Consider the following 23,577-nt stretch of genomic DNA (forward strand, 5'->3'; position numbering starts at 1 on the left):
CGCCCTTTTTTATGGCCGACGTTCGCCGTCTGGCAGCAGTGTCTGCATTTTGCGACAGGCGCTATTTTTCATGTCGCTAAATGGAGACATTTAACTGTTTGATTTTATTGGTAGTAAATGGGTTTGGCTTTAGTTGTCGGCATTTGGCGACAGCGCGGCGTTTTTTTCATCGCTCATCAGAGCGTAATGGGCGAGGGAAGTTGCTGGTGTGATTTTATTTTTAAATAAAATCATTATGTTATGATTTATATTGCAAAGTTGGCACGTAACGTGCATTATTCTCAGCGGCTGCTCATTCACCTTTTTATGACGGCGCCGTAATTAGACGGCAAATCGCCTCATAAGCCTCCGAATGATGCCAAAGAAATGGTGCCTATCGTCCAACCAAACCGATAACAGACCGTGCAAGCGGCTTTATCAAGCATCGGGCGACACGTGGAGTGAGGCACCGCCTGTATCCAACTGTGATGAAGGGTTCATCAATTCTGGATACTTACGGATGCTATTCGTCCTGTTCGATGCCAGCCGCTGCGCTACATCTCCCTGGGGACGAGGTTCAAGGGCATCCACACTTTCCTTGCGTTGGGGCAAGTTTCTTGCCCCGATGTCATTTCTCAACGCTGCGCTTATCCCTGTTTCGTTGCCTATGCCCTCGAACGCAGATGCTATCCCCACACTCTCATTTTCGCACCGGTTGATGTTACCGGGGCCGTATGCGGTCGACAGGCCAGGCCTATGGGCGCGGTTCACCGATCCCGTAGCTTTTTCCTTGCGCGTTCAGGATTCTCCCTTGCCGGGCTTTTCTCTTTCCGGCGAGTCAGTTAGCATCGTGACAGAGCTGAGAGAATGAGATGATTTCGTTGAAAAGATGGCGTTTATTCCCCCGTTCGCTGCGGCAATTGGTGCTGCTGGCCTTCCTGTTGGTGCTGTTGCCGCTGTTGGTGCTGGCCTATCAGGCCTACCAGAGTCTGGATCACCTCAGCGCGCAGGCGGCGGACATCAACCGCACCACGCTGGTGGACGCGCGGCGCAGCGAGGCAATGACCAGCGTGGCGCTGGAAATGGAGCGTAGCTATCGTCAGTACTGCGTGCTGGTCGATCCCACGCTGCAAAAGCTGTATCAGAACCAGCGCAAGCAGTATTCGCAGATGCTGGACGCCCACGCGCCGATTCTTCCGGACGAGCGTTACTACCAAACGCTGCGCCAGTTGCTGACCCAGCTGGCGGCGATCAAATGCCATAACAGCGGGCCGGACCAAGAGGCTTCCGCCTTGCTCGAGTCGTTCTCCCGTTCCAATGCCGAAATGGTGCAGGCCACGCGCGCGGTGGTGTTCTCGCGCGGTCAGCAGCTGCAGCAGGCCATCGCCGAACGGGGCCAGTTCTTCGGCTGGCAGGCGCTGCTACTGTTCCTGGTCAGCGTGCTGCTGGTGGTGCTGTTTACCCGCATGATCATCGGGCCGGTCAAGGCCGTGGAGCGGATGATCAACCGCCTGGGGGAAGGGCGCGCGCTGGGCAGTACCGCATCGTTCAAAGGGCCGCGCGAGCTGCGTTCGCTGGCGCAGCGCATCATCTGGCTGAGTGAGCGGCTGGCGTGGCTGGAGTCGCAGCGCCACGAATTCTTGCGCCATATTTCGCACGAGCTGAAAACGCCGCTGGCCAGCATGCGTGAAGGCACTGAACTGCTGGCCGACGAGGTAGCGGGGCCGCTGACCTCCGATCAGAAAGAGGTGGTGGCGATCCTCGACAACAGCAGCCGCCATCTGCAGCAGCTGATCGAACAGCTGCTGGATTACAACCGCAAACTGGCCGATGGCCCGGCGGAACACGAGAACGTCGAGCTGCGCGAAATGGTCGACTTGGTGGTCGCCGCACACAGTTTGCCTGCGCGGGCGAAGATGATTTCCACCGAAATTACGCTGGAGGCGGAAATCTGCTGGGCAGAGCCTACGCTATTAATGCGCGTGCTGGATAATCTCTACTCCAATGCGGTGCACTACGGCAAGGAATCCGGTAACATTTGGATCCGCAGCCGTCAGGTTGGACAACGGGTGCAAATCGACGTCGCCAATACCGGCACGCCGATCCCCGAGGCTGAAAGAGCCATGATTTTCGAGCCTTTTTTCCAGGGTAGTCACCAGCGAAAAGGGGCGGTAAAAGGAAGCGGACTGGGGTTGAGCATCGCTCAGGACTGTATCCGTCGCATGCGCGGTGAGCTGCAACTGGCGACGGTCGCCGGTGCAGACGTCTGCTTCCGCATTGAACTGCCGTTAACCGCCGAGAATGAATAAATAATGTACACATGGTCTAAACGCCTTCGTCTTGCACAGACCGAACGTTCACCGCGTGCCACGCACAGAGCGCCGCTCGGCAAACGCCCGATCAGCTGGTTGGGCGCCGTCTTCTTTATGCCGCTGTTGCTGGCGGGCTGCGTCGATCGCGCCGTCAGCGGCGGCCTGAACCCTCAGCAGCAAGAGGCGATCCCGGATACCAAGGTGATCGATTACCGCACCGCGGCTTGCGATACCCTGTGGCAGTTGGACGACAAGGACGCGGTGGATAACGCGCTCTACTGGCTGCGCGCGATGGACTGCGCCGACCGTATCGGCTCGACCCAGGCGCGCGCGCTGGCGAAAACGGTGCCTGGCGACAGCTGGTCCGGCGTTTTCAAACAGAGCATCCTGCTGGGCAGCGCACAGCCGACCTCCGGCGAACGCCGCCAGATCATCGACAGGATCAACAGCTACCGGATGGAATTCCCGGGTTCACTGCGTCCGCTGACGCAGCTGTGGCGCCAGCAGCAGATGCTGCAGATCACGCTGTTCGATGAGAAAGCGCGCTATCAGCATCTGCAGGAGAGCAGCGACAGCCAGATCGATTCGCTGCGCCAGAGCCAGGCGCGTTTGCAATCGCAGCTGCAGGACACCTCGCGCAAGCTGGAAAATCTGACCGACATCGAGCGCCAGCTCTCTTCGCGCAAGCAGCTGCAAGGGGAAATCCCGGACAACGGGGCAGGCTCGCAAAAGGGCGAAGCCGCCGGTAAAAGCGGCGCGGCCGCCAAAGGGGCTGAGCCGCAGGACGAACCGGAAAAGGGCACCGCGCTGCCGGTTGAACCGGAAGACACTTATACGCCGCCCCCTGCCAATAAGGAGTCCCACGCGCAATGACCGCACGCAAACCGGCCAATCTACTTTTGGTTGACGATGATCCCAGCCTGCTGAAGCTGCTGGGCATGCGTCTGACCAGCGAAGGTTTTCACGTCACCACCGCCGAAAGCGGCCAGGAAGCGCTGCGCCTGCTGGCGCGCGAACAGATCGATCTGGTGATCAGCGATCTGCGTATGGACGAGATGGACGGCATGGCGCTGTTCGCCGAGATCCAAAAACATCAGCCGGGCATGCCGGTAATCATTCTCACCGCGCACGGTTCGATTCCCGATGCGGTGGCCGCTACCCAGCAGGGGGTGTTTAGCTTCCTGACCAAGCCGGTGGATCGCGATGCGCTGTACAAGGCCATCGACGAGGCGCTCGCGCTGTCGGCCACCCCGGCCGGCGACGAGGCCTGGCGCGAAGACATCGTCACCCGCAGCCCGCTGATGCTGCGCCTGCTGGAGCAGGTGAAAATGGTGGCGCAGTCCGACGTCAGCGTCTTGATCAACGGTCAGAGCGGCACCGGTAAAGAGGTGGTGGCGCAGGCTATTCACGCGGCCAGCCCGCGCGCCGGCAAGGCGTTCATCGCCATCAACTGCGGCGCGCTGCCGGAGCAGCTGCTGGAGTCCGAACTGTTTGGCCACGCCAAGGGCGCCTTTACCGGCGCGGTCAGCAGCCGCGAAGGGCTGTTCCAGGCGGCGGCGGGCGGCACGCTGTTCCTCGACGAGATCGGCGATATGCCGCTGTCGCTGCAGGTGAAGTTGCTGCGCGTGTTGCAGGAGCGCAAGGTGCGGCCGCTGGGCAGCAACCGCGATCTGGACATTGACGTGCGCATCATTTCCGCCACCCACCGCGATCTGCAAAAGGCGATGGCGAAGAACGAGTTCCGCGAGGATCTCTACTATCGCCTCAACGTGGTGAACCTAAAGATCCCGGCGCTCAACGAACGCGCCGAAGATATCCCGCTGCTGGCCAACCACCTGTTGCGCGAGGCGGCTCAGCGGCACAAGCCGTTCGTGCGCAGCTTCTCGACCGATGCCATGAAGCGGCTGATGACCGCCAGCTGGCCGGGCAACGTGCGTCAGCTGGTCAACGTCATCGAGCAGTGCGTGGCGCTGACCTCGGCGCCGGTGATCGGCGAAGCGCTGGTGGAGCAGGCGCTGGAAGGGGAAAACACCGCGCTGCCGACCTTCGCCGAAGCGCGCAACCAGTTCGAGTTGCACTACCTGCGCAAGCTGCTGCAGATCACCAAGGGCAACGTGACCCAGGCCGCGCGCATGGCGGGCCGCAACCGCACCGAGTTTTACAAATTGCTGTCGCGCCACGAGCTGGACGCCAACGATTTTAAAGAATGACAGTTTGCCGCCGGCGCCTGCCACGCAGGTTCTCAACAAATCCGGCGGAATGATTTACACTCCGTTCTCTTTGCCGCGGCGCGCCCCGGCGTAGAGCACCATGGAACGTATTAAGCGGGATCGTACACAAATGAGCAGATCACTTTCCATCGCCCTGGCCCAGCTGAACCTGCTGGTCGGCGACATTGAAGGCAACACCGAACGCATGTTGCAAATCGTGCAGGAGCAGCAGAAGGCGGGAGCCGATCTGGTCATGTTCAGCGAACTGGCGCTGTCCGGCTACCCGCCGGAAGATCTGCTGTATCGCAATGACTTCTATCAGCGCTGCGACGCGCAGCTGCTGCGCCTGCAGCAGGCCTCCGCCGAGACGGCGATCCTGGTCGGCCACCCGTGGCGCGAAGGCGGCAAGCTGTATAACGCGCTGTCGCTGTTTGCCGAAGGCCGCCTGCTGACCCGCTACTTCAAGCAGCAGTTGCCGAACTACGGCGTGTTCGATGAGAAGCGCTATTTCCACGCCGGCAACGACACCTGCGTGGTGGAGCTGAAAGGCTACCGTCTGGGTCTGCTGATTTGCGAAGATCTGTGGTTCCCTGAGCCGATCGACGCCGCCAAGGCGGCGGGCGCGGAAATTATCCTGTCGATCAATGCTTCGCCGTATAACCGCGAAAAGCCGTATATCCGCAAAACGCTGATGGCCGGCCACTGCCAGCGCACCCAGCTGCCGCTGGTGTACCTCAATCAGGTCGGCGGCCAGGATGAGCTGATCTTCGACGGCTGCTCCAAGGTATTCGACGCCGCCGGCACCCTGACTCACCGTCTGGCGGCCTTCGACGAGCAGGTGACTCGTTTGGAATTCAACGAGCTGGCCGTGGTGCCGATGGCCGATCCGGCCGCTGAGCTGCCGCAGCTGGCGCAGGTGTACCAGGCGCTGGTGTTGGCGGTGCGCGACTACGTGACCAAAAACGGCTTTAAAGGCGCTGTGCTGGGCCTGTCCGGCGGCATCGACTCGGCGCTGACGCTGGCGATCGCCGTGGATGCGCTGGGCAAAGACAAGGTGCAGGCGCTGATGATGCCGTTCCGCTATACCGCGGATATCAGCATCGCCGACGCCAAGGAAGAGGCGGAAATCCTCGGCGTGGAGTTCGATATCGTCTCCATCGAACCGATGTTCGACGCCTTTATGGGCCAGCTGTCGCCGATGTTCGCTGGCACCGAGCGCGACACTACCGAAGAAAACCTGCAGGCGCGTTGCCGCGGGGTGGTGCTGATGGCGCTGTCCAACAAACGCCGCAGCATCGTGCTGACCACCGGCAACAAGAGCGAAATGGCGGTGGGTTACGCCACGCTGTACGGCGATATGGCCGGCGGTTTCGACGTGCTGAAGGACGTGCCGAAAACGCTGGTGTTCAAGCTGTCCGAATACCGTAACACCGTCTCCTACGTGATCCCGCAGCGGGTGATCGATCGTCCGCCGTCCGCCGAGCTGGCGCCGGATCAGGTCGATCAGGACAGCCTACCGCCGTACGATATCCTGGACGCGATCCTGGAAGGCTACGTTGAGCGCGACAAGTCGGTTGCCGATCTGGTGGCCGAAGGCTTCGACGAAGCGATCGTGCGCAAGGTAATCCGCCTGGTGGACATCAACGAATACAAGCGGCGTCAGGCCGCCGTCGGGCCGCGTATCACCGCCCGTAACTTCGGCAAAGACCGCCGCTACCCCATCACATCCGGTTTTGGCCGCAAAAATTGGTAAAAGGAAAGAAGATGAAAAAGATCGACGCGATTATCAAGCCGTTCAAACTGGATGACGTCCGCGAAGCGCTGGCCGAAGTGGGCATCACCGGCATGACGGTCACCGAAGTGAAAGGCTTCGGCCGCCAAAAGGGCCACACCGAGCTGTACCGCGGTGCCGAGTACATGGTCGACTTTCTGCCTAAGGTGAAGATCGAGATCGTGGTTGCCGACGATATCGTCGACACCTGCGTGGAAACCATCATGCAGACCGCGCAGACCGGCAAGATCGGCGACGGCAAAATCTTTGTCTTCGACGTGGCGCGCGTGGTGCGAATCCGTACCGGCGAGCAGGACGAAGAAGCGATCTGATCCTCCGCAGGATCATCGGCTATCCAGGGCGCAGCGTGCTGCGCTCTTGTCATTTCTGTCCCCCGCACATCGCACTTCTTTGCCTCGCCGTTTCCCCCTTTTTGTCCGTAGGTATTCTAAAAAAGCGAACGCTATCGCGTTTTTGATACTTTTCCCGATCGCTTTTCTCGCGGGATCTACAATCAATCTAACTATCTTGATTGAGGTGATCCCCAATGAATTTCAAGTTGCGGCTAGGCGGCAAGGGCGTGCATCCCCAGGAGCTTACTCAAGTAAGTGACTGGGGTAAGCGCACGCAGACAACAACGCAGCGGCTTGAAAGGCGATGGGGATGATGACGTTACGCCAAATCCGCCACTTCATCGCGGTGGCGGAAACCGGGTCGATCTCCGCCGGCGCCCAGGCGGTGTTTGTCTCCCAGTCTTCGCTGACGCTGGCGATCCAGCAGTTGGAAACCGAGATCGGCGTACGGCTGTTCGATCGCCACGCCAAGGGCATGACGCTGACCCATCAGGGGCATCAGTTCCTGCGCCAGTCGTATCTGATCCTGGCGACGGTGGACAACGCCAAGCGCAGCCTGCAGATCGGCACCGAAAGCCTGACCGGCAAGCTGACCATCGGCGTCACCAGCCTGGTGGCCGGCTACTTTCTGGTGGAGCTGCTCACGCGCTTTAAATCGGCCTATCCCAACGTCACCGTGCAGGTGGTTGAAGACGAGCGCCCGTATATCGAGCATCTGCTGGTCAGCGGCGAGATCGACATCGGTGTGCTGATCCTGTCTAACATCGAAGACCGCGACGCGCTGCAGACCGAGGTGCTGATGCACTCGCCGTATCGCCTGTGGCTGCCGCCGCTGCACCCGCTGCTGGATCACGAGAGCATCAGCCTGGCGGACGTGGCCAAACAGCCGTTGATCCAGCTCAACGCCGATGAAATGGACGTGCACGCGCGGCGCATTTGGTCGCGTGCCGGGCTGAAGCCGGAGATCGCCATGAAGACCGCCTCGACCGAGGCGGTGCGCAGCCTGGTGGCGGCGGGAATGGGAGTCTCCATCCAACCGGACATGGCGTACCGCGCCTGGTCGCTGGAGGGAAACATGATCGAGGCGCGCAAGCTGGACGATCTGCTGGAGCCGCTGGATATCGGGCTGGCGTGGCGGCGCGGCAGCGCGCGGCCGGAGCTGGTGACGCCGTTCCTTACCATCGCGCGCGAGAACGGCAGCAAACACGCCGCCGGGCTTAAGCATTCGATTTAATCGAACGCGGCGTTCAGTATTTAGAATTTGTTGCCCGCCAGAGGCTCGCTTAGGCTGATTAAAACTAACTTATTCACATTTGGTTAACGTTTTTGTCACTTAGAGGCGTCAGGCGATGGCAGATGTGCAGGTTCTCTCAGGTTTGTCCTGTCAGCAGTTCATTAACGGTCAGATGGTCGACGGCGAAGGCCAGCAGGAGTGCATCGTCAATCCGGCCAACGGCGAGACGCTGATCGCCCTGACCGAAGCCTCTTCGGCGCAGGTCGGCGGCGCGGTGAAAGCCGCGCAGCAGGCGTTCGGCCACTGGTCGCGCACCACGCCGGCCCAGCGCGCCGCTCTATTGCTGCGCATCGCCGACGCCATCGAGCTGCAGGCGCCGCAGCTGGCGCAGCTGGAAGCCCTCAACTGCGGCAAACCGCTGCATCAGGCGCTCAATGACGATCTGCCGGCGGCGGTCGACGTGTTCCGCTTCTTCGCCGGCGCGGTGCGCACGCAGCAAGGGCAGCTGGCCGGCGAGTATGTGCCGGGTCACACCTCGATGATCCGCCGCGATCCGATCGGCGTGGTGGCCTCGATCGCCCCCTGGAACTATCCGCTGATGATGGCGGCGTGGAAGATTGCGCCGGCGTTGGCGGCGGGCAATACCGTGGTGTTTAAACCCTCCGAGCATACGCCGCTGACCATTCTGGCGCTGGTGCCGGCGCTGCAGGATATCCTGCCGCCGGGCGTGCTGAATATCGTCTACGGCGGCGGGGAAGGGGTCGGCAGCCAGCTGGTGGGGCATCCGCAGGTGCGGCTGGTGTCGGTCACCGGCGATATCGTCACCGGGCAAAAAATTCTTCAGGCGGCGGCCAAAAGCGTCAAGCGTACCCACCTGGAACTGGGGGGCAAGGCGCCGGTGATCGTCTGCGACGACGCCGATCTCGACGAGGTGGTCAACGGCATCCGCACCTACGGCTATTACAACGCCGGCCAGGATTGCACCGCCGCCTGCCGCATCTACGCGCAGGCGGGCATCTATCCCAAACTGGTGGACGCGCTGGGCGAGGCGGTCGCCAGCCTGCGCTTCGCCCGCAAGCGCGATCAGGACAACGAGATCGGCCCGTTGATAAGTAGCCGTCAGCGCGATCGCGTCGCCAGCTTCGTCGAGCGGGCGCTCAGCCAACCGCATATCGAATTGATCACCGGCGCCGCGGCCCACTCCGGGCCGGGGTTCTATTACCAGCCGACCCTGCTGGCGGGCTGCCTGCAAAGCGACGAAATCGTGCAGCGCGAGGTGTTTGGCCCGGTGGTCAGCGTCACGCGCTTCGAGCACCTGGAACAGGCGGTCGCGTGGGCCAACGATTCGGAATACGGGCTGGCTTCGTCGGTGTGGACGCAAAATATCGACCGGGCGCTACACATCGCTGCCCATCTGCAGTACGGCAGCACCTGGATCAACACCCATTTCACCTTGGCGAGCGAGATGCCGCACGGCGGCCTGAAACGCTCAGGCTACGGCAAGGATCTGTCCAGCGATTCGCTGCAGGATTACAGCGTTGTCAGGCACGTAATGGCGAAGTTCAAAGCCAGCTTCTAGCGGTTCTATAAAGCAAAATCGGGCGGCAGCCGTTCCCCGCCGCACACAGATACGCAACACAGGGGTAATTACGATGAGAAAAACTACCGCAGTCACCACCACCGTCTCCGCGCTCTGTCTCACCGTGCTGTGCGGCCTGGCCCAGGCGGCCGATCTGCCGCAGTCGCTGGGCAAAGGCGAAGGCCGGCTGGATATCATCGCCTGGCCCGGCTACATCGAACGCGGCCAGTCCGACAAAAACTACGACTGGGTCACCCAGTTTGAAAAGCAAACCGGCTGCGCGGTGAACGTGAAGACAGCCGCCACCTCCGATGAAATGGTCAGCCTGATGGCCAAGGGCGGCTACGATCTGGTGACCGCTTCCGGCGACGCCTCGCTGCGCCTTATCTTCGGCAAGCGGGTGCAGCCGATCAACACCGCGCTGATCCCGAACTGGAAGAACATCGATCCGCGCCTGCTGAACGGCGCCTGGTACACCGTGGACGGCAAAACCTATGGCACGCCGTACCAGTGGGGGCCGAACCTGCTGATGTACAACACCAAAACCTTCCCGACGCCGCCGGACAGCTGGGCGGTGATCTTCCAGCAGCAGAATCTGCCGGACGGCAAGAGCAATCAGGGCCGGGTGCAGGCTTACGACGGCCCGATCTACATCGCCGATGCGGCGCTGTTCCTGAAGGCCACCCAGCCGCAGCTTGGCATCAGCGATCCTTATCAGCTCAACGAAGAGCAGTATCAGGCGGCGCTGAAGCTGCTGCGCAGCCAGCACGCGCTGATCCACCGCTACTGGCACGACACCTCGGTGCAGATGAGCGACTTTAAAAACGAAGGCGTGGTGGCCTCCAGCGCCTGGCCATATCAGGCCAACGCCCTGAAGGGCGAGGGGCAGCCGATCGCCACCGTGTTCCCGAAAGAGGGCGTGACCGGCTGGGCGGACACCACCATGCTGCATGCCGACGCCAAACACCCGAGCTGTGCCTACCAGTGGATGAACTGGTCGCTGGAGCCGAAGGTGCAGGGCGATGTGGCGGCCTGGTTCGGGTCGGTGCCGGCGTCACCGGCGGGCTGCAAGGCCAGCGCGCTGCTGGGTGAGAAGGGCTGCGAAACCAACGGCTTCAACCAGTTCGACAAAATCGCCTTCTGGAAAACGCCGCAGGCGCAGGGCGGCAAGTTCGTGCCGTACAGCCGCTGGACCCAGGATTACATCGCCATCATGGGCGGCCGCTAAGCCGCAGGGCGCAGCCCGCTGCGCCCGAACTACATCAGTATGGAGCACAGAAAATGACCATTGCCGTGCAATTCATCGATGTTTCGCGGACTTTCGGCGATGTTCGCGCCGTGGATCGGGTATCCATCGACATTCAGGATGGGGAATTCTTCTCCATGCTCGGGCCGTCCGGCTCGGGCAAAACCACTTGCTTGCGCCTGATCGCCGGCTTTGAACAGCTCACTTCCGGCTCGATTCGCATCCACGGCCAGGAAGCCGCCAGCCTGCCGCCGTATCAGCGCGATGTGAACACCGTGTTTCAGGATTACGCGCTGTTCCCGCACATGTCGGTGCTGGAAAACGTCGCCTACGGCCTGATGGTGAAGGGCGTCGCCAAACGCGAGCGGCTGGCGCGGGCGCAAGAGGCGCTGGAGAGCGTGGCGCTCGGTTTCGTTGCCGAACGCAAGCCGGCGCACCTGTCGGGCGGCCAGCGGCAGCGCGTGGCGTTGGCGCGCGCGCTGGTCAATCGGCCGCGGGTGCTGCTGCTGGACGAACCGCTCGGCGCGCTGGATCTCAAGCTGCGCGAGCAGATGCAGGGGGAGCTGAAGAAGCTGCAGCGCCAGCTGGGCATCACCTTTATCTTCGTCACCCACGATCAAAGCGAAGCGCTGTCGATGTCCGATCGGGTGGCGGTGTTCAATAACGGCCGCATCGAACAGGTGGATACGCCGCGTGAGCTTTACATGCGGCCGAAAACGCCGTTCGTCGCCGAGTTCGTCGGCACCTCCAACGTGGTGCGCAGCGAGTTGGCGCAGCGCCTGCTCGGCGAAAGCCGAACCTTCTCGATCCGGCCGGAACATATCCGCCTGCTGGAGCACGGCGGCGCGGCGCAGGACGAGATCCAGGTGCAGGGCACGCTGCAGGAAATCCATTACCAGGGCGCGGCCACGCGATATGAAATCACGCTGAACGGCGGCGAGAAGCTGCTGGTCAGCCAGGCCAATCCGCAGTGGCTCGCCGAAGGGCAACAGCGGCAGATCGGCCAGCCGATCGTCGCCTGCTGGCCGCGCGCGGCGATGGTGCCGCTGCTGGAGGAGAGGTGAGATGGACATGAGCATCGATTCCCCCTCGGCGCGCGGCGGTACCGTGCGCGCGCTGTCAACCTGGCTTTATCGCCGGCCGACGCTGTATCTGCTTTTGCTGCTGGTGCCGCCGCTGCTGTGGTTCGGCGCGGTGTACCTCGGTTCGCTGCTGACGCTGCTGTGGCAAGGGTTTTACACCTTCGACGATTTCACCATGGCGGTGACGCCGGATCTGACCTTCGCCAACCTGGCGGCGCTGTTCAACCCGGCCAACTACGACATCATCCTGCGCACGCTGACCATGGCGGTGCTGGTGTCGCTGGCCAGCGCGGTACTGGCGTTCCCGATCGCCTATTACATGGCGCGCTACACCAGCGGCCGCGTCAAGGCGTTCTTTTACATCGCGGTGATGATGCCGATGTGGGCCAGCTATATCGTTAAAGCCTACGCCTGGACCCTGCTGCTGGCGAAAGACGGCGTGGCGCAGTGGTTCCTGCAGCACCTGGGGCTGGAGCCGCTGTTGGCTTCGCTGCTGACGGTGCCCGGCGTCGGCGGCAACACGCTGTCGACCTCGGGGCTGGGGCGCTTTCTGGTGTTCGTCTATATCTGGCTGCCGTTCATGATCCTGCCGATCCAGGCGGCGCTGGAGCGCCTGCCGCCCTCGCTGCTGCATGCCTCGGCGGATCTGGGCGCGCGACCGGCGCAGACCTTCCGCCACGTCATTTTGCCGCTGGCGGTACCGGGCATCGCCGCCGGATCGATCTTCACCTTCTCGCTGACGCTGGGCGACTTTATCGTGCCGCAGCTGGTGGGGCCGCCGGGCTATTTCATCGGCAGCATGGTGTACGCCCAGCAGGGCGCGATCGGCAATATGCCGATGGCCGCGGCCTTTACGCTGGTGCCGATCGTCCTGATCGCCATTTACCTTTCCATCGTCAAACGTCTGGGGGCTTTCGATGCACTCTGAACGCGCGCCCTTAGGGCTGAAGCTGGCCGCCTGGGGCGGACTGATCTTCCTGCATTTCCCGTTGGCGATCATCGCCATCTACGCCTTCAACACCGAGGACGCGGCCTTCAGCTTCCCGCCGAAGGGCTTCACGCTGCACTGGTTCAACGTTGCCGCCGGGCGGCAGGATATCCTCGATGCGGTGCTGCTGTCGGCGCAGATCGCCTGCCTGGCGACTGCCATCGCGCTGGTGCTCGGCACCCTGGCGGCGGCGGCGCTGTATCGGCGCGATTTCTTCGGCAAGGATAGCATTTCGCTGCTGTTGCTGCTGCCGATCGCGCTGCCGGGGATCGTCACCGGCCTGGCGCTGCTGGCGGCATTCAAGGCGCTGAACATCGAGCCGGGCATCCTGACTATCGTCGTCGGCCATGCGACGTTCTGCGTGGTGATCGTGTTCAACAACGTCATCGCCCGGTTCCGCCGCACCTCGTACAGCCTGATCGAAGCGTCGATGGATCTCGGCGCCGACGGCTGGCAAACCTTCCGTTACGTGATCTTGCCGAACCTCGGCTCGGCGCTGCTGGCCGGGGGCATGCTGGCGTTCGCGCTGTCGTTCGATGAAATCATCGTGACTACCTTTACCGCCGGCCACGAGCGCACGCTGCCGCTGTGGCTGCTGAACCAGCTCGGTCGCCCGCGCGACGTGCCGATCACCAACGTGGTGGCGCTGTCGGTGATGCTGTTGACCATGCTGCCGATCCTCGGCGCTTACTACCTGACCAAAGGTGGGGAAAGCGTCGCCGGCAGCGGCAAATAATTTCCTTACCCGACCTCTGATAAAAGGATAACCCTATGCAAAGCCAACTGTTGATTGATGGCCACCTGGTGAATGGCCAGGGCGCGACCCAGCCGGTGTATAACCCGGCGACCGGCGAAGTGATCGCGCAGGTGGCGGAGGCCAGCCCGGAGCAGGTCGATCGCGCGGTGCTGGCGGCGGACGCCGCGTTCGCCGCCTGGGGGCAAACCACGCCGAAGGCGCGTGCCGAGCATCTGCTCAAGCTGGCGGATCTGATCGACGAGCATGCCGAGACCTTCGCCAGGCTGGAATCGCTCAACTGCGGCAAGCCTTATCATTGCGTGTTGAACGACGAACTGCCGGCGGTGGCCGACGTGTTTCGCTTCTTCGCCGGGGCCAGCCGCTGCCTGACCGGCATGGCGGCCGGCGAGTATCTGGCCGGGCATACCTCGATGATCCGCCGCGATCCGCTCGGCGTGGTGGCTTCGATCGCGCCGTGGAACTACCCGCTGATGATGGCGGCCTGGAAACTGGCGCCGGCGCTGGCGGCGGGCAACTGCGTGGTGATCAAGCCGTCGGAGCAGACGCCGCTGACCACCTTTAAACTGGCCGAACTGGCCGCCGGGCTGTTCCCGCCGGGGGTACTCAACGTGCTGTTCGGCCGCGGTGCCGGCGTCGGCGATCGGCTGACCGGGCATGACAAGGTGCGCATGGTGTCGCTGACCGGCTCGATCGCCACCGGCGAGCACATCATCGCCCACACCGCCGCCGGCATTAAGCGCACCCATATGGAGCTGGGCGGCAAGGCACCGGTGCTGGTGTTCGACGATGCCGATCTGCAGCAGGTGGTGGACGGTATTCGCGGCTTCGGTTTCTACAACGCCGGGCAGGATTGCACCGCTGCCTGCCGCATCTACGCGCAGAAAAGCATTTATCCCGAGCTGGTGAAGCGGCTGGGTGAGGCGGTGGCCAGCCTGAAGGTCGGTGCGCCGGACGACGAGAGCACCGAGCTGGGGCCATTGATTACCGCCCAGCATCTGGAGCGGGTCGCCGGTTTTGTCGAGCGCGCCAAAGCGTTGCCGCACGTGCAGGTGGTGACCGGCGGCGAGAAGGTGAAGGGGCCGGGTTACTACTTCCAGCCGACGCTGCTGGCCGGCGCGCGCCAGGAGGATGAGATCGTGCAGCGCGAGGTGTTCGGCCCGGTGGTGACGGTGACGCCGTTCGACGACGAAGAGCAGGTGCTGGCCTGGGCGAACGAATCCAACTACGGGCTGGCGTCGTCCGTGTGGACCCGCGACGTGGGCCGCGCGCATCGCTTGAGCGCCCGCCTGCAATACGGCTGCACCTGGGTGAACACCCACTTCATGTTGGTGAGCGAAATGCCGCACGGCGGCCAGAAACTGTCCGGTTACGGCAAGGACATGTCGATGTACGGGCTGGAGGATTACACCGCCATTCGTCATGTGATGTTCAAACATTGATTTTACAATAATTATCCGCACAATAGCGCGGCCTTCGGGCCGGCCCCGGCCGGCCGATGATAATAAAAAAGGAAGCCTATATGGGTATCACCCGACGCGATTTTCTCAACGGGGTGGCGATCACCATCGCCGCCGGGTTGACGCCGCTGCAAATCTTGCGCGCGTCGCCGCAAACCGCCAATCAAACCCTGTACTACCCGCCGGCGCTGACCGGGCTGCGGGGCAACCATCCGGGCTCGTTCGAGCATGCGCACCAACTGGGGCGCGACGGTAAAACCTTTGATTTCGGCAGCGTGCCCGCCGTTGAAGAGTTCGATCTGGTGGTGGTCGGCGCCGGCATCAGCGGGCTGGCGGCCGCCTGTTTCTGGCAGCAGCTGAAAGGCGAGCAGCAGCGCATTTTGCTGATCGACAACCATGACGACTTCGGCGGCCACGCCAAGCGCAACGAATTCAACACCGACGACGGCATGCTGCTCGGCTACGGCGGCAGCGAATCGCTGCAGTCGCCGCGCTCCAACTTCAGCCCGGTGGCGATGGGGCTGCTGCGCAAGCTCGGCGTCGATATCGATCGGCTGGAGCAGGCGTTTGACACTACCTTCTACCCGGATCTGAACCTGAGCCGCGGGGTTTACTTCGATCGCAAGAACTTCGGCGTCGACAAGGTGGTGAGCGGCGATCCGGGCCGCACGGTGGCAGACGATATTCCGCGCGATCGTCTCAACGGCCGCTCTTATGAAGCGTTCATCGGTGATTTCCCGCTGCCGGAAAGCGATCGCCAGGCGCTGATCGCGCTGCATACGGTGGAGAAAGATTATCTGCCGGAGATGACGCTGGAGCAGAAGGTCGAATGGCTCGATACCCACAGCTACACCCAGTTCCTGCGTGAAAAAGTGGGTCTGAGCGAGCTGGCGATCCGTTATTTCCAGCAGACCACCAACGACTTCCAGGCGGTGGGCATCGACGGCACGTCGTGCAGCGATGCGCGCATCTGCGATCTGCCGGGCCTCGGCGGCATGAATCTGCCGCCGCTGGATGAAGAGTCGCAGGCGGATCTCGACGATCCTTACGTGTTCCACTTCCCGGACGGCAACGCCACGCTGACGCGCCTGATGGTGCGCAAGCTGATCCCGGCGGTGGCGCCGGCCGGCAAAGACATGAACGACGTGGTGCTGGCCAAATTCGACTACAGCCAGCTCGATCGGCCGGAGTCGCCGGTGAAGCTGCGTTTGAACAGCACCGGGCTGCACGCGGCCAACGTCGGCGACAAGGTGGAAGTCACCTACATGACCGGCGAGAAGATGACCAAAGTGCGCGCCGGGCAGGTGGTGATGGCCGGCTACAACATGATGATCCCGTACCTGGTGCCGGAGATGTCGCACGAGCAGCAGGAGGCGCTGAAGCAGAACGTCAAGGCGCCGCTGGTGTACAGCAAGGTGGTGATCCGCAACTGGCAGCCGTTCATCAAGCTGGGCGTGCACGAAATTTATTCGCCGGCCGCGCCGTACAGCCGCGTGAAGCTGGACTACCCGGTGAGCATGGGCGGTTATCAGCACCCGCGCGATCCGGATCGGCCAATCGGTCTGCATATGGTGTACGTGCCGACGCTGCCGGGCAGCGGCCTCAGCCCGCGCGAGCAGTCGCGTAAAGGGCGCGCGCTGCTGCTGGGCACGCCGTTCGAGGTGCATGAGCAGATGATCCGCGAACAGCTGCAGGGCATGCTGGGCGAGGCGGGTTTCGACCATCAGCGCGATATTCAGGCGATCACCGTCAACCGCTGGTCGCACGGTTATTCCTACTTCCTTAACGGGCTGTTTGACGACGAAGAAGAAGCCAAGAAAATCATCGAAACGGCGCGGCAGCCGATCGGTAAGATCGTTATCGCCAACTCCGATTCTGACTGGAGCCCGTACGCCAACTCGGCGATCGATCAGGCGTGGCGTGCGGTGAACGAACTGGCCTACGGCAAGGTTGCCGCCAAGGAGGGAGCATGAGTCTGCGTTCGCTGTACCTGTTGAGCCTGCTGGCGGCCGGCGGCTCGGCCCAGGCGATGTCGGCCGGGGAATACGTCGCCAAAGCCGGCGATTGCACCGCCTGCCACACCGCGCCGGGCGGCGCTGAACTGGCGGGAGGCATGAAGTTCCCGACGCCGCTCGGGGCTATCTACGCCACCAACATCACGCCGGACAAGCTGCACGGCATCGGCGCCTATTCGTTCGAGGAGTTCGATCGCGCCATGCGCCAGGGGGTGGCCAAAGACGGCCACCGGCTCTACCCGGCGATGCCGTATACCTCGTACGCCAAAATGAGCGCGGAAGACATGCGCGCGCTGTATAACTATCTGATGAATGAGGTGCCGGCGCAGAACGTCGCCAACCGTGACAGCGACATCAGCTGGCCATTGTCGATGCGCTGGCCGCTGGCGGTGTGGAACCAGCTGTTCCACGACGACCAGCCGTATCAGGCAGATCCGCAGCAAAGCGCCGAGTGGAACCGCGGCGCCTACCTGGTGCAGGGCGCGGGCCATTGCGGCAGTTGCCACACGCCGCGCGGCTGGGCGATGCAGGAGAAGGGGCTGGACGGTAAGGAGCCGGTGTTCCTGAGCGGCGCCGAGCTGGACGGCTGGTACGCCTCCAATCTGCGCGGCCTGCCGCCGGAAGAGGTGACGGCGCTGCTGAAAACCGGCCGCAGCCGCCATGCGGCGGTCGCCGGGCCGATGAGCGAGGTGGTGACCCACAGTACGCAGTATCTCAGCGACGGCGATCTGAACGCCATCGCGGTGTACCTGCGCAGCCTGGCGCCGGAAACCGCCGCCAAAGCCACTGCGCCTGCCGTGCAGGGAGATAACCTGGGCGGCAAGGCGACCTACGCGATGTACTGCTCGACTTGCCACGGCAACAAGGGCGAAGGCACTGACTTTGCCATACCGGCGCTGGCGGGCAATGCCACGGTAACGGCGGATAATCCGCTGACCGCGCTGCGGGTAGTGTTGGAGGGGGCGCATACGCCGATCACGCAGCAGGCGATGGCGTTTGACATGCCGGCTTACGGCTGGGCGTTGAACGATCGACAGGCGGCGGATCTGATGAGCTATCTGCGGGGAAGCTGGGGCAACCAGGCGGCGCCGGTGACGGTGCAGCAGGTGCAGGACGCGCGTCAGCTGCAGGCGAAATGAAGGGGGAGCGCGGTCTGACGGCCGCGCTCCGCAAGCATTACAGCACCTTATGCGGGCCGAAGCATTCGTAGTGGATGCGTTCGGCCTCTACGCCCATTTCCAGCAGCTGTTTGCCCACGAACTGCATGAAGGCCACCGGGCCGCAGAAGTAATAGTGCATCTGCGGATCGGCCAGGCTGCTTTGCAGCGCGCTCAAATCCATCAATCCGCGGCTGTGATAGTCGCGGCCTTCCACGTCATCGGCACCCGGCTCGCGGTACCACACATGGCGGCTCAGATTCGGCATGCGCCCGGCAATATCCGCCACCTCATCGGCAAAGGCGTGCACGCTGCCGTTTTCCGCCGCGTGCAGCCAGTGGACCTGCGCCTGATGCTGGTTGTCGTGCAGGGTGTTGAGCATGCCGAGCATCGGGGTTTGGCCGACGCCGGCGGAGATCAGCGCCACCGGCGTGGTCGGCGCCACGTCGAGGAAGAAGTCGCCGTGCGGCGGGGCGATGTAGATCACGTCGCCTTCCTGCGCCTGCTGGTGCAGGTAGTTGGACACTTTCCCCTGATCTTCACGCTTCACCGCGATGCGGTAGAACTCGCCGTTCGGCGAGGTGGTCAGCGAGTACTGGCGAATTTCCTGATGTTCCAGGCTGTCGTGCTTGATGTAGACCGCCAGGTATTGCCCCGGTTTGAAGTCCGCTACCCGGCCGCCGTCCACCGGCGCCAGCACGAAGCTGCAGATCACGTCGCTCTGCGGCTGTTTCTTCAGGATGCGGAACGCGCGCAGATCGCGCCAGCCGCCGTTGTCGGTTTCGCTCTGCTGATAAATTTGCTCTTCACGCTGGATAAATACGTTGGCCAGCACGCCGTAGGCCTTGCCCCAGGCGTCCAGGACTTCCTGACCCGGGCTGAACATTTCGTCCAGCGTCGCCAGCAGGTGACCGCCGACGATGTTGTACTGCTCCGGCTGGATATTGAAGCTGGTATGCTTCTGCGCGATGCGCTCCACCGCCGGCAGCAGCGCCGCCAGGTTCTCGATGTTGGCGGCATAGGCGCAGATGGCGTCGAACAGCGCCTGACGCTGATCGCCGTTGCGCTGGTTGCTCATGTTGAAAATGTCTTTCAATTCCGGGTTGTGCGCGAACATGCGATCGTAAAAGTGGGCGGTCAGCTTCGGCCCGGTCGCAGCCAGCAGGGGAATGGTGGATTTCACGGTGGCGATGGTTTGGCTATCCAGCATGGAAGCGCTCCTTGGGTTGGGATCTTGACGATAATTTTAATGATGTATTTTAAATGCATCTTATTGGGTTCCGCGTCGCTTGTAAATACCCTTGTTTTCGTTGCGGTGTTCTTCGGGCGTCGATCGCGCTCACAGAACATGAAAAAAGCGCATTGTTCGCATGAGGAAATGTCCGTTGATAAACGGCGGTGTTTCGCGGATCAAAGCCTTGCGCCACCTTATGCCAATCGTTTGCGTAAAAACCTCTGTCAAGACCTATCTTCGGTGGGGCGAAACGGTTTACACTGTGGCCCAGAACCCAAACGGGTAGTTATTTGGTGATTTTTTAGTTAGCTGATTTAAGTCAGGAGATGCCGGATGTTAAAGCGTGAAATGAACATTGCCGATTACGATGCGGAACTGTGGCGTGCCATGGAGCAGGAAGTGGTGCGTCAGGAAGAGCACATCGAGCTGATCGCGTCTGAGAACTACACCAGCCCGCGCGTGATGCAGGCTCAGGGTTCCCAGCTGACCAACAAATACGCTGAAGGCTATCCGGGCAAGCGTTACTACGGCGGCTGCGAATACGTGGATATCGTTGAGCAGCTGGCTATCGATCGCGCCAAAGAATTGTTCGGCGCCGATTACGCCAACGTGCAGCCGCACTCCGGCTCCCAGGCTAACTTCGCCGTGTACACCGCGCTGCTGCAGCCGGGCGACACCATTCTGGGCATGAACCTGGCGCACGGCGGCCACCTGACCCACGGTTCCCCGGTCAACCTGTCCGGCAAACTGTATAACGTGGTGCCTTACGGCATCGACGACAAAGGTCAAATCGACTATGACGATCTGGCCAAGCAGGCGCAAACCCACAAGCCGAAAATGATCATCGGCGGCTTCTCCGCTTACTCCGGCGTGGTTGATTGGGTCAAAATGCGCGAAATCGCCGACAGCATCGGCGCTTACCTGTTCGTCGACATGGCGCACGTAGCGGGCCTGATCGCCGCCGGCGTGTACCCGAACCCGGTACCGCACGCGCACATCGTCACCACCACCACCCACAAAACCCTGGCGGGTCCGCGCGGCGGTCTGATCCTGGCGAAGGGCGGCGACGAAGAGCTGTACAAGAAGCTGAACTCCGCCGTGTTCCCTGGCGGCCAGGGCGGCCCGCTGATGCACGTGATCGCCGGCAAGGCGGTGGCGCTGAAAGAAGCGATGGAGCCTGAGTTCAAGGTTTATCAGCAGCAAGTGGCGGTCAACGCCAAGGCGATGGTGGACGTGTTCCTGCAGCGCGGCTACAAAGTGGTCTCCGGCGGCACCCATAACCACCTGTTCCTGCTGGATCTGGTCGACAAAAACCTGACCGGTAAAGAAGCGGACGCCGCCCTGGGCCGCGCCAACATCACCGTCAACAAAAACAGCGTGCCGAACGATCCTAAGAGCCCGTTCGTCACCTCTGGCGTGCGTATCGGCACCCCGGCCGTCACCCGTCGTGGCTTTAAAGAAGCCGACGTGCGCGAACTGGCCGGTTGGATCTGCGATGTGCTGGACAACATCAACGATGAAGCCACCATTGAACGCACCAAGAAGAAAGTGCTGGATATCTGCGCCCGCCTGCCGGTTTACGCATAATCCCGCTTTCGCCCGACAAAACCCGCTGCGGCGGGTTTTTTTGTGGCCGCTCGCGGCAAACTGTGAGCTGTCTGGCACTCTAACGCATTGAAGTGGAATGAAGATTGCGGGGCGGTGTGAGCTCTGTCAAAGTATTGCCCTCACTCCGGAGGGATCATGGTTCTGCAATCCACGCGTTGGCTCGCGCTCAGTTATTTCACCTACTTCTTTTCCTACGGTATCTTCTTACCGTTCTGGGGCGTGTGGCTGAAAGGCGAGGGCATCGCGCCCGAAACCATCGGCATATTGCTCGGCGCCGGCTTGGTGGCCCGCTTCCTCGGCAGCTTACTGATTGCTCCCCGCGTTAAAGATCCCTCTCATTTAGTCTCCGCCCTGCGCCTGCTGGCGCTGCTGACCCTGGCCTTTGCGGTCGGTTTCTGTTTCGGCAACGGTTGGGGCTGGCTGATGCTGGTGATAGCGGGTTTCAACCTGTTCTTCTCGCCGCTGGTGCCGCTGACCGACGCGCTGGCCGCCACCTGGCAAAAGCAGATCCGCATGGACTACGGCCGGGTGCGGCTGTGGGGCTCGCTGGCGTTCGTCATCGGCTCGGCGCTGACCGGGCAGCTGGTGGCGGTGTGGGGCCATAACGCGATTCTCTACAGCCTGATCTTCAGCGTGTTGGCGATGCTGCTGGGCATGTTGCTGAAGCCGAGCGTCATGCCGCAGGGCGAAGCGCGCTCGCACAGCGAAGCCGAGCGCTCGCTGTGGGCACTGCTGAAAGAGGGGCCGGTCTGGCGCTTCCTGCTGTGCGTCACGCTGCTGCAGGGGGCGCACGCCGGCTACTACAGCTTCGGCTCCATTTACTGGCAGGAGGCGGGCTATTCGGCCTCGACCATCGGCTATCTGTGGTCGCTCGGCGTGGTGGCGGAAGTGATTATTTTCGCCAGCAGCAACGTGCTGTTCCGCCGCTGGAATGCGCGCAACCTGCTGTTGCTCTCCGCCTGCTGCGGCGTGTTGCGCTGGAGCCTGATGGCCTACAGTACCGAGCTGGGCTGGCTGCTGCTGATCCAGATCCTGCACTGCGGCACCTTCACCGTCTGTCATCTGGCGGCGATGCGCTTTATTGCCGCGCGCCAGGGGCAAGAGGTGATCCGGCTGCAGGCGGTGTATTCGGCGCTGGCGATGGGCGGCGGTATCGCCGTTATGACGGTCATTGCCGGGTTCCTGTTCGAACATTGGCAGGGCGGGGTATTCTGGGTGATGGCGGCGGTCGCGGTGCCGGCCTTGTTCATCCGGCCGCCGGCGGTCAGTGTCAGCCGTTGATTAAGGGGCTTCCAGCAGCGTGCGGATGGCTTGGCGCTGCCGGGTTTCCAGCGGCAGTTCGGTATAGATCAGCGGCGGGTGCGGATCGCTGTGCACCGCCGCATAAGGGGTGATCACCAGCATGACACCCTGCGGCGCGCCGCCGCGCAGATAGTCGCTCAGCGGCAGATACTTGATGTTCAGCGGCAGCAGCGTGAGCTCGCGGATCTGATATTCCACTTCCTCTTCCAGCTGAGGGTTGTCCAGCGTCAGCAGCAGCACCTGTTTTTCCTGCAGCGCGTTGTCCTGCATCAGCCAGGCGCCGAAGCTGATGGCCACCAGGCCCGTCTCCTCGTTGGAAAAATCCACGTCGTACTCCTGCTCCAGCGGTTTCAGCGCTTCCTGCGTGGTGCGCATCAGCCGCGGGTATTTGCGCACCACTTCTTCCAGCAGCATATTGTCGATGCCGATGGCGAAACGGCAGCGCTCCAGCGCCGGCGCCAGGTGGGCGAACAGCTGGCTGACCAACTCCGCCTTGCTGCTGAAGGCCATGCCGGAAAGCTGCTGGAAACGCTCGACCATGCTGTCGATGGCTGCCATCAGCCGCTGTTCTTGCGCGGAGTCGTTGCTGTGGTAGCTGTGATTTTTCAACAGGGTAAACGTCAGCGCCAAAAAATCGCGCTCGTCTGCCTGCGGCGGCTGGTTAAACAGCCGATTGCAGGCCTGATGCAGCCAGGCGGCGGCCTGCTGCTCCGGCTTTTGCCGCAGCCAGTCGCGTTGAACGGCGTCGAAATGCGGATGGCGCTGCAGGCGATTTTGCCAGGCGCAGTAGAGCAGATAATGCTGCAGGAATTGGCGGTCGCGCGCATCGAATCGGCGGTTGAGCAGTGGCTCACAGGCATCGATCGCCTCTGCCAGCGCAGACGCCGGGGCGGCATCGGCCGCCAGCACGTGCCGCAGGCGCGGGGCGAAATCGCCCTCGACGAACTGCGGGCTGCAGCGCAGGGCCCGCCGCAGCCAATGGATCAGGCACAGGCGCTGGTCGAGCGCGCTGCCCCGCAGTTGGTAGCCACGATCGGGATCGACGGCGATCTCCAGGTGGTGGAAACGCTGGATTTCATTGGCCACCTCGGCTATATCTTGCCGGGTTATCGGGGGGGCGACGCCGTTGATTTGGCTCAGGGTCTCCAGCTGTAACTCGGGCTCCGGCGTGTACAGCATCAGCAGCAGATGGCAGCGCCGTTGTTGTCCGGAGAGCTCGGGCACGGGAGAGGTGTCCAGGCTCATTATCACCTTCCGGCATAAAAGGTTGCGATTATACCTAAGCATAGCAAA

18 protein-coding genes are annotated in these 23,577 nt (G+C 62.3%); 16 read left to right on the forward strand and 2 right to left on the reverse strand.

Features of this window, described 5'->3' with window-relative positions:
* Positions 1 to 851 precede the first annotated feature (851 nt).
* The 14 genes from C9411_RS20300 to C9411_RS20370 all read left to right on the forward strand — a co-directional run bounded on the left by C9411_RS20300 (position 852) and on the right by C9411_RS20370 (position 18,122).
* Positions 852 to 2,288, forward strand: a complete 1,437-nt coding sequence (locus tag C9411_RS20300; RefSeq protein ID WP_107227801.1) for a HAMP domain-containing sensor histidine kinase — start codon at positions 852 to 854, stop codon at positions 2,286 to 2,288.
* Positions 2,289 to 2,291: 3 nt separating this feature from the next.
* Positions 2,292 to 3,164 carry a two-component system QseEF-associated lipoprotein QseG gene (qseG, locus tag C9411_RS20305; RefSeq protein WP_107227802.1) on the forward strand — a complete coding sequence of 291 codons (873 nt, stop codon included), beginning with the start codon at positions 2,292 to 2,294 and terminating at the stop codon, positions 3,162 to 3,164.
* On the forward strand, positions 3,161 to 4,501 hold the full coding sequence (glrR, locus tag C9411_RS20310) for a two-component system response regulator GlrR (RefSeq protein ID WP_107227803.1): 1,341 nt from the start codon (positions 3,161 to 3,163) through the stop codon (positions 4,499 to 4,501). Before qseG ends, glrR begins: the two co-directional genes overlap by 4 nt.
* A gap of 130 nt (positions 4,502 to 4,631) precedes the next feature.
* Positions 4,632 to 6,254 (forward strand): NAD+ synthase, encoded by a 1,623-nt coding sequence (locus tag C9411_RS20315; RefSeq protein WP_107227804.1) that lies wholly within the window; start codon positions 4,632 to 4,634, stop codon positions 6,252 to 6,254.
* An 11-nt stretch (positions 6,255 to 6,265) separates the two neighbouring features.
* Entirely contained in the window at positions 6,266 to 6,604 is a 339-nt protein-coding gene (gene glnB / locus C9411_RS20320; protein ID WP_004847623.1) for a nitrogen regulatory protein P-II, read from the forward strand.
* A gap of 331 nt (positions 6,605 to 6,935) precedes the next feature.
* Positions 6,936 to 7,859, forward strand: coding sequence for a LysR substrate-binding domain-containing protein (locus C9411_RS20330; RefSeq protein ID WP_094141987.1), 924 nt, complete (start codon positions 6,936 to 6,938; stop codon positions 7,857 to 7,859).
* A gap of 115 nt (positions 7,860 to 7,974) precedes the next feature.
* A complete protein-coding gene (locus tag C9411_RS20335) occupies positions 7,975 to 9,438 on the forward strand; it encodes a gamma-aminobutyraldehyde dehydrogenase (RefSeq protein WP_107227805.1) in 1,464 nt (487 codons plus the stop codon).
* A gap of 73 nt (positions 9,439 to 9,511) precedes the next feature.
* Complete coding sequence (ydcS, locus tag C9411_RS20340; protein WP_033635611.1) at positions 9,512 to 10,666, forward strand: putative ABC transporter substrate-binding protein YdcS; 1,155 nt, start codon at positions 9,512 to 9,514, stop codon at positions 10,664 to 10,666.
* 53 nt (positions 10,667 to 10,719) lie between these two features.
* Entirely contained in the window at positions 10,720 to 11,748 is a 1,029-nt protein-coding gene (locus C9411_RS20345; protein WP_063990551.1) for an ABC transporter ATP-binding protein, read from the forward strand.
* 1 nt (position 11,749) lies between these two features.
* Entirely contained in the window at positions 11,750 to 12,694 is a 945-nt protein-coding gene (locus C9411_RS20350; RefSeq protein ID WP_025303927.1) for an ABC transporter permease, read from the forward strand.
* On the forward strand, positions 12,684 to 13,490 hold the full coding sequence (locus tag C9411_RS20355) for an ABC transporter permease (protein WP_033648928.1): 807 nt from the start codon (positions 12,684 to 12,686) through the stop codon (positions 13,488 to 13,490). The genes C9411_RS20350 and C9411_RS20355 overlap by 11 nt, the downstream gene beginning before the upstream one ends.
* A 35-nt stretch (positions 13,491 to 13,525) precedes the next feature.
* Complete coding sequence (patD, locus tag C9411_RS20360) at positions 13,526 to 14,950, forward strand: aminobutyraldehyde dehydrogenase (RefSeq protein ID WP_063990549.1); 1,425 nt, start codon at positions 13,526 to 13,528, stop codon at positions 14,948 to 14,950.
* A gap of 80 nt (positions 14,951 to 15,030) precedes the next feature.
* A complete protein-coding gene (locus tag C9411_RS20365) occupies positions 15,031 to 16,941 on the forward strand; it encodes an FAD/NAD(P)-binding protein (protein ID WP_107227806.1) in 1,911 nt (636 codons plus the stop codon).
* Positions 16,938 to 18,122 (forward strand): cytochrome c, encoded by a 1,185-nt coding sequence (locus C9411_RS20370; RefSeq protein WP_107227807.1) that lies wholly within the window; start codon positions 16,938 to 16,940, stop codon positions 18,120 to 18,122. Before C9411_RS20365 ends, C9411_RS20370 begins: the two co-directional genes overlap by 4 nt.
* Before the next feature lie 37 nt (positions 18,123 to 18,159).
* Here the strand turns inward: C9411_RS20370 and hmpA are convergent, their stop codons facing one another.
* Complete coding sequence (gene hmpA / locus C9411_RS20375; protein WP_107227808.1) at positions 18,160 to 19,350, reverse strand: NO-inducible flavohemoprotein; 1,191 nt, start codon at positions 19,348 to 19,350, stop codon at positions 18,160 to 18,162.
* Between the two features lie 357 nt (positions 19,351 to 19,707).
* On the opposite strand from hmpA, the gene glyA reads away from it, so the two are divergent.
* Together glyA and C9411_RS20390 are read left to right on the forward strand one after the other, a co-directional pair.
* Positions 19,708 to 20,961 (forward strand): serine hydroxymethyltransferase, encoded by a 1,254-nt coding sequence (gene glyA / locus C9411_RS20385; protein WP_107227809.1) that lies wholly within the window; start codon positions 19,708 to 19,710, stop codon positions 20,959 to 20,961.
* Positions 20,962 to 21,117: 156 nt separating this feature from the next.
* Positions 21,118 to 22,263: a 3-phenylpropionate MFS transporter gene (locus C9411_RS20390; protein WP_063990545.1), complete on the forward strand. Its 1,146-nt coding sequence runs from the start codon at positions 21,118 to 21,120 to the stop codon at positions 22,261 to 22,263.
* Here the strand turns inward: C9411_RS20390 and csiE are convergent, their stop codons facing one another.
* The gene (csiE, locus tag C9411_RS20395; protein WP_063990544.1) at positions 22,264 to 23,529 is read right to left on the reverse strand and encodes a stationary phase inducible protein CsiE; all 1,266 of its coding nucleotides are present in this window, start codon (positions 23,527 to 23,529) and stop codon (positions 22,264 to 22,266) included.
* Between the last annotated feature and the right edge of the window lie 48 nt (positions 23,530 to 23,577).

Origin of the sequence: Serratia sp. Nf2, assembly GCF_003028435.1 — a bacterium.
In the GTDB taxonomy this organism is placed as follows: domain Bacteria; phylum Pseudomonadota; class Gammaproteobacteria; order Enterobacterales; family Enterobacteriaceae; genus Serratia; species Serratia marcescens_L.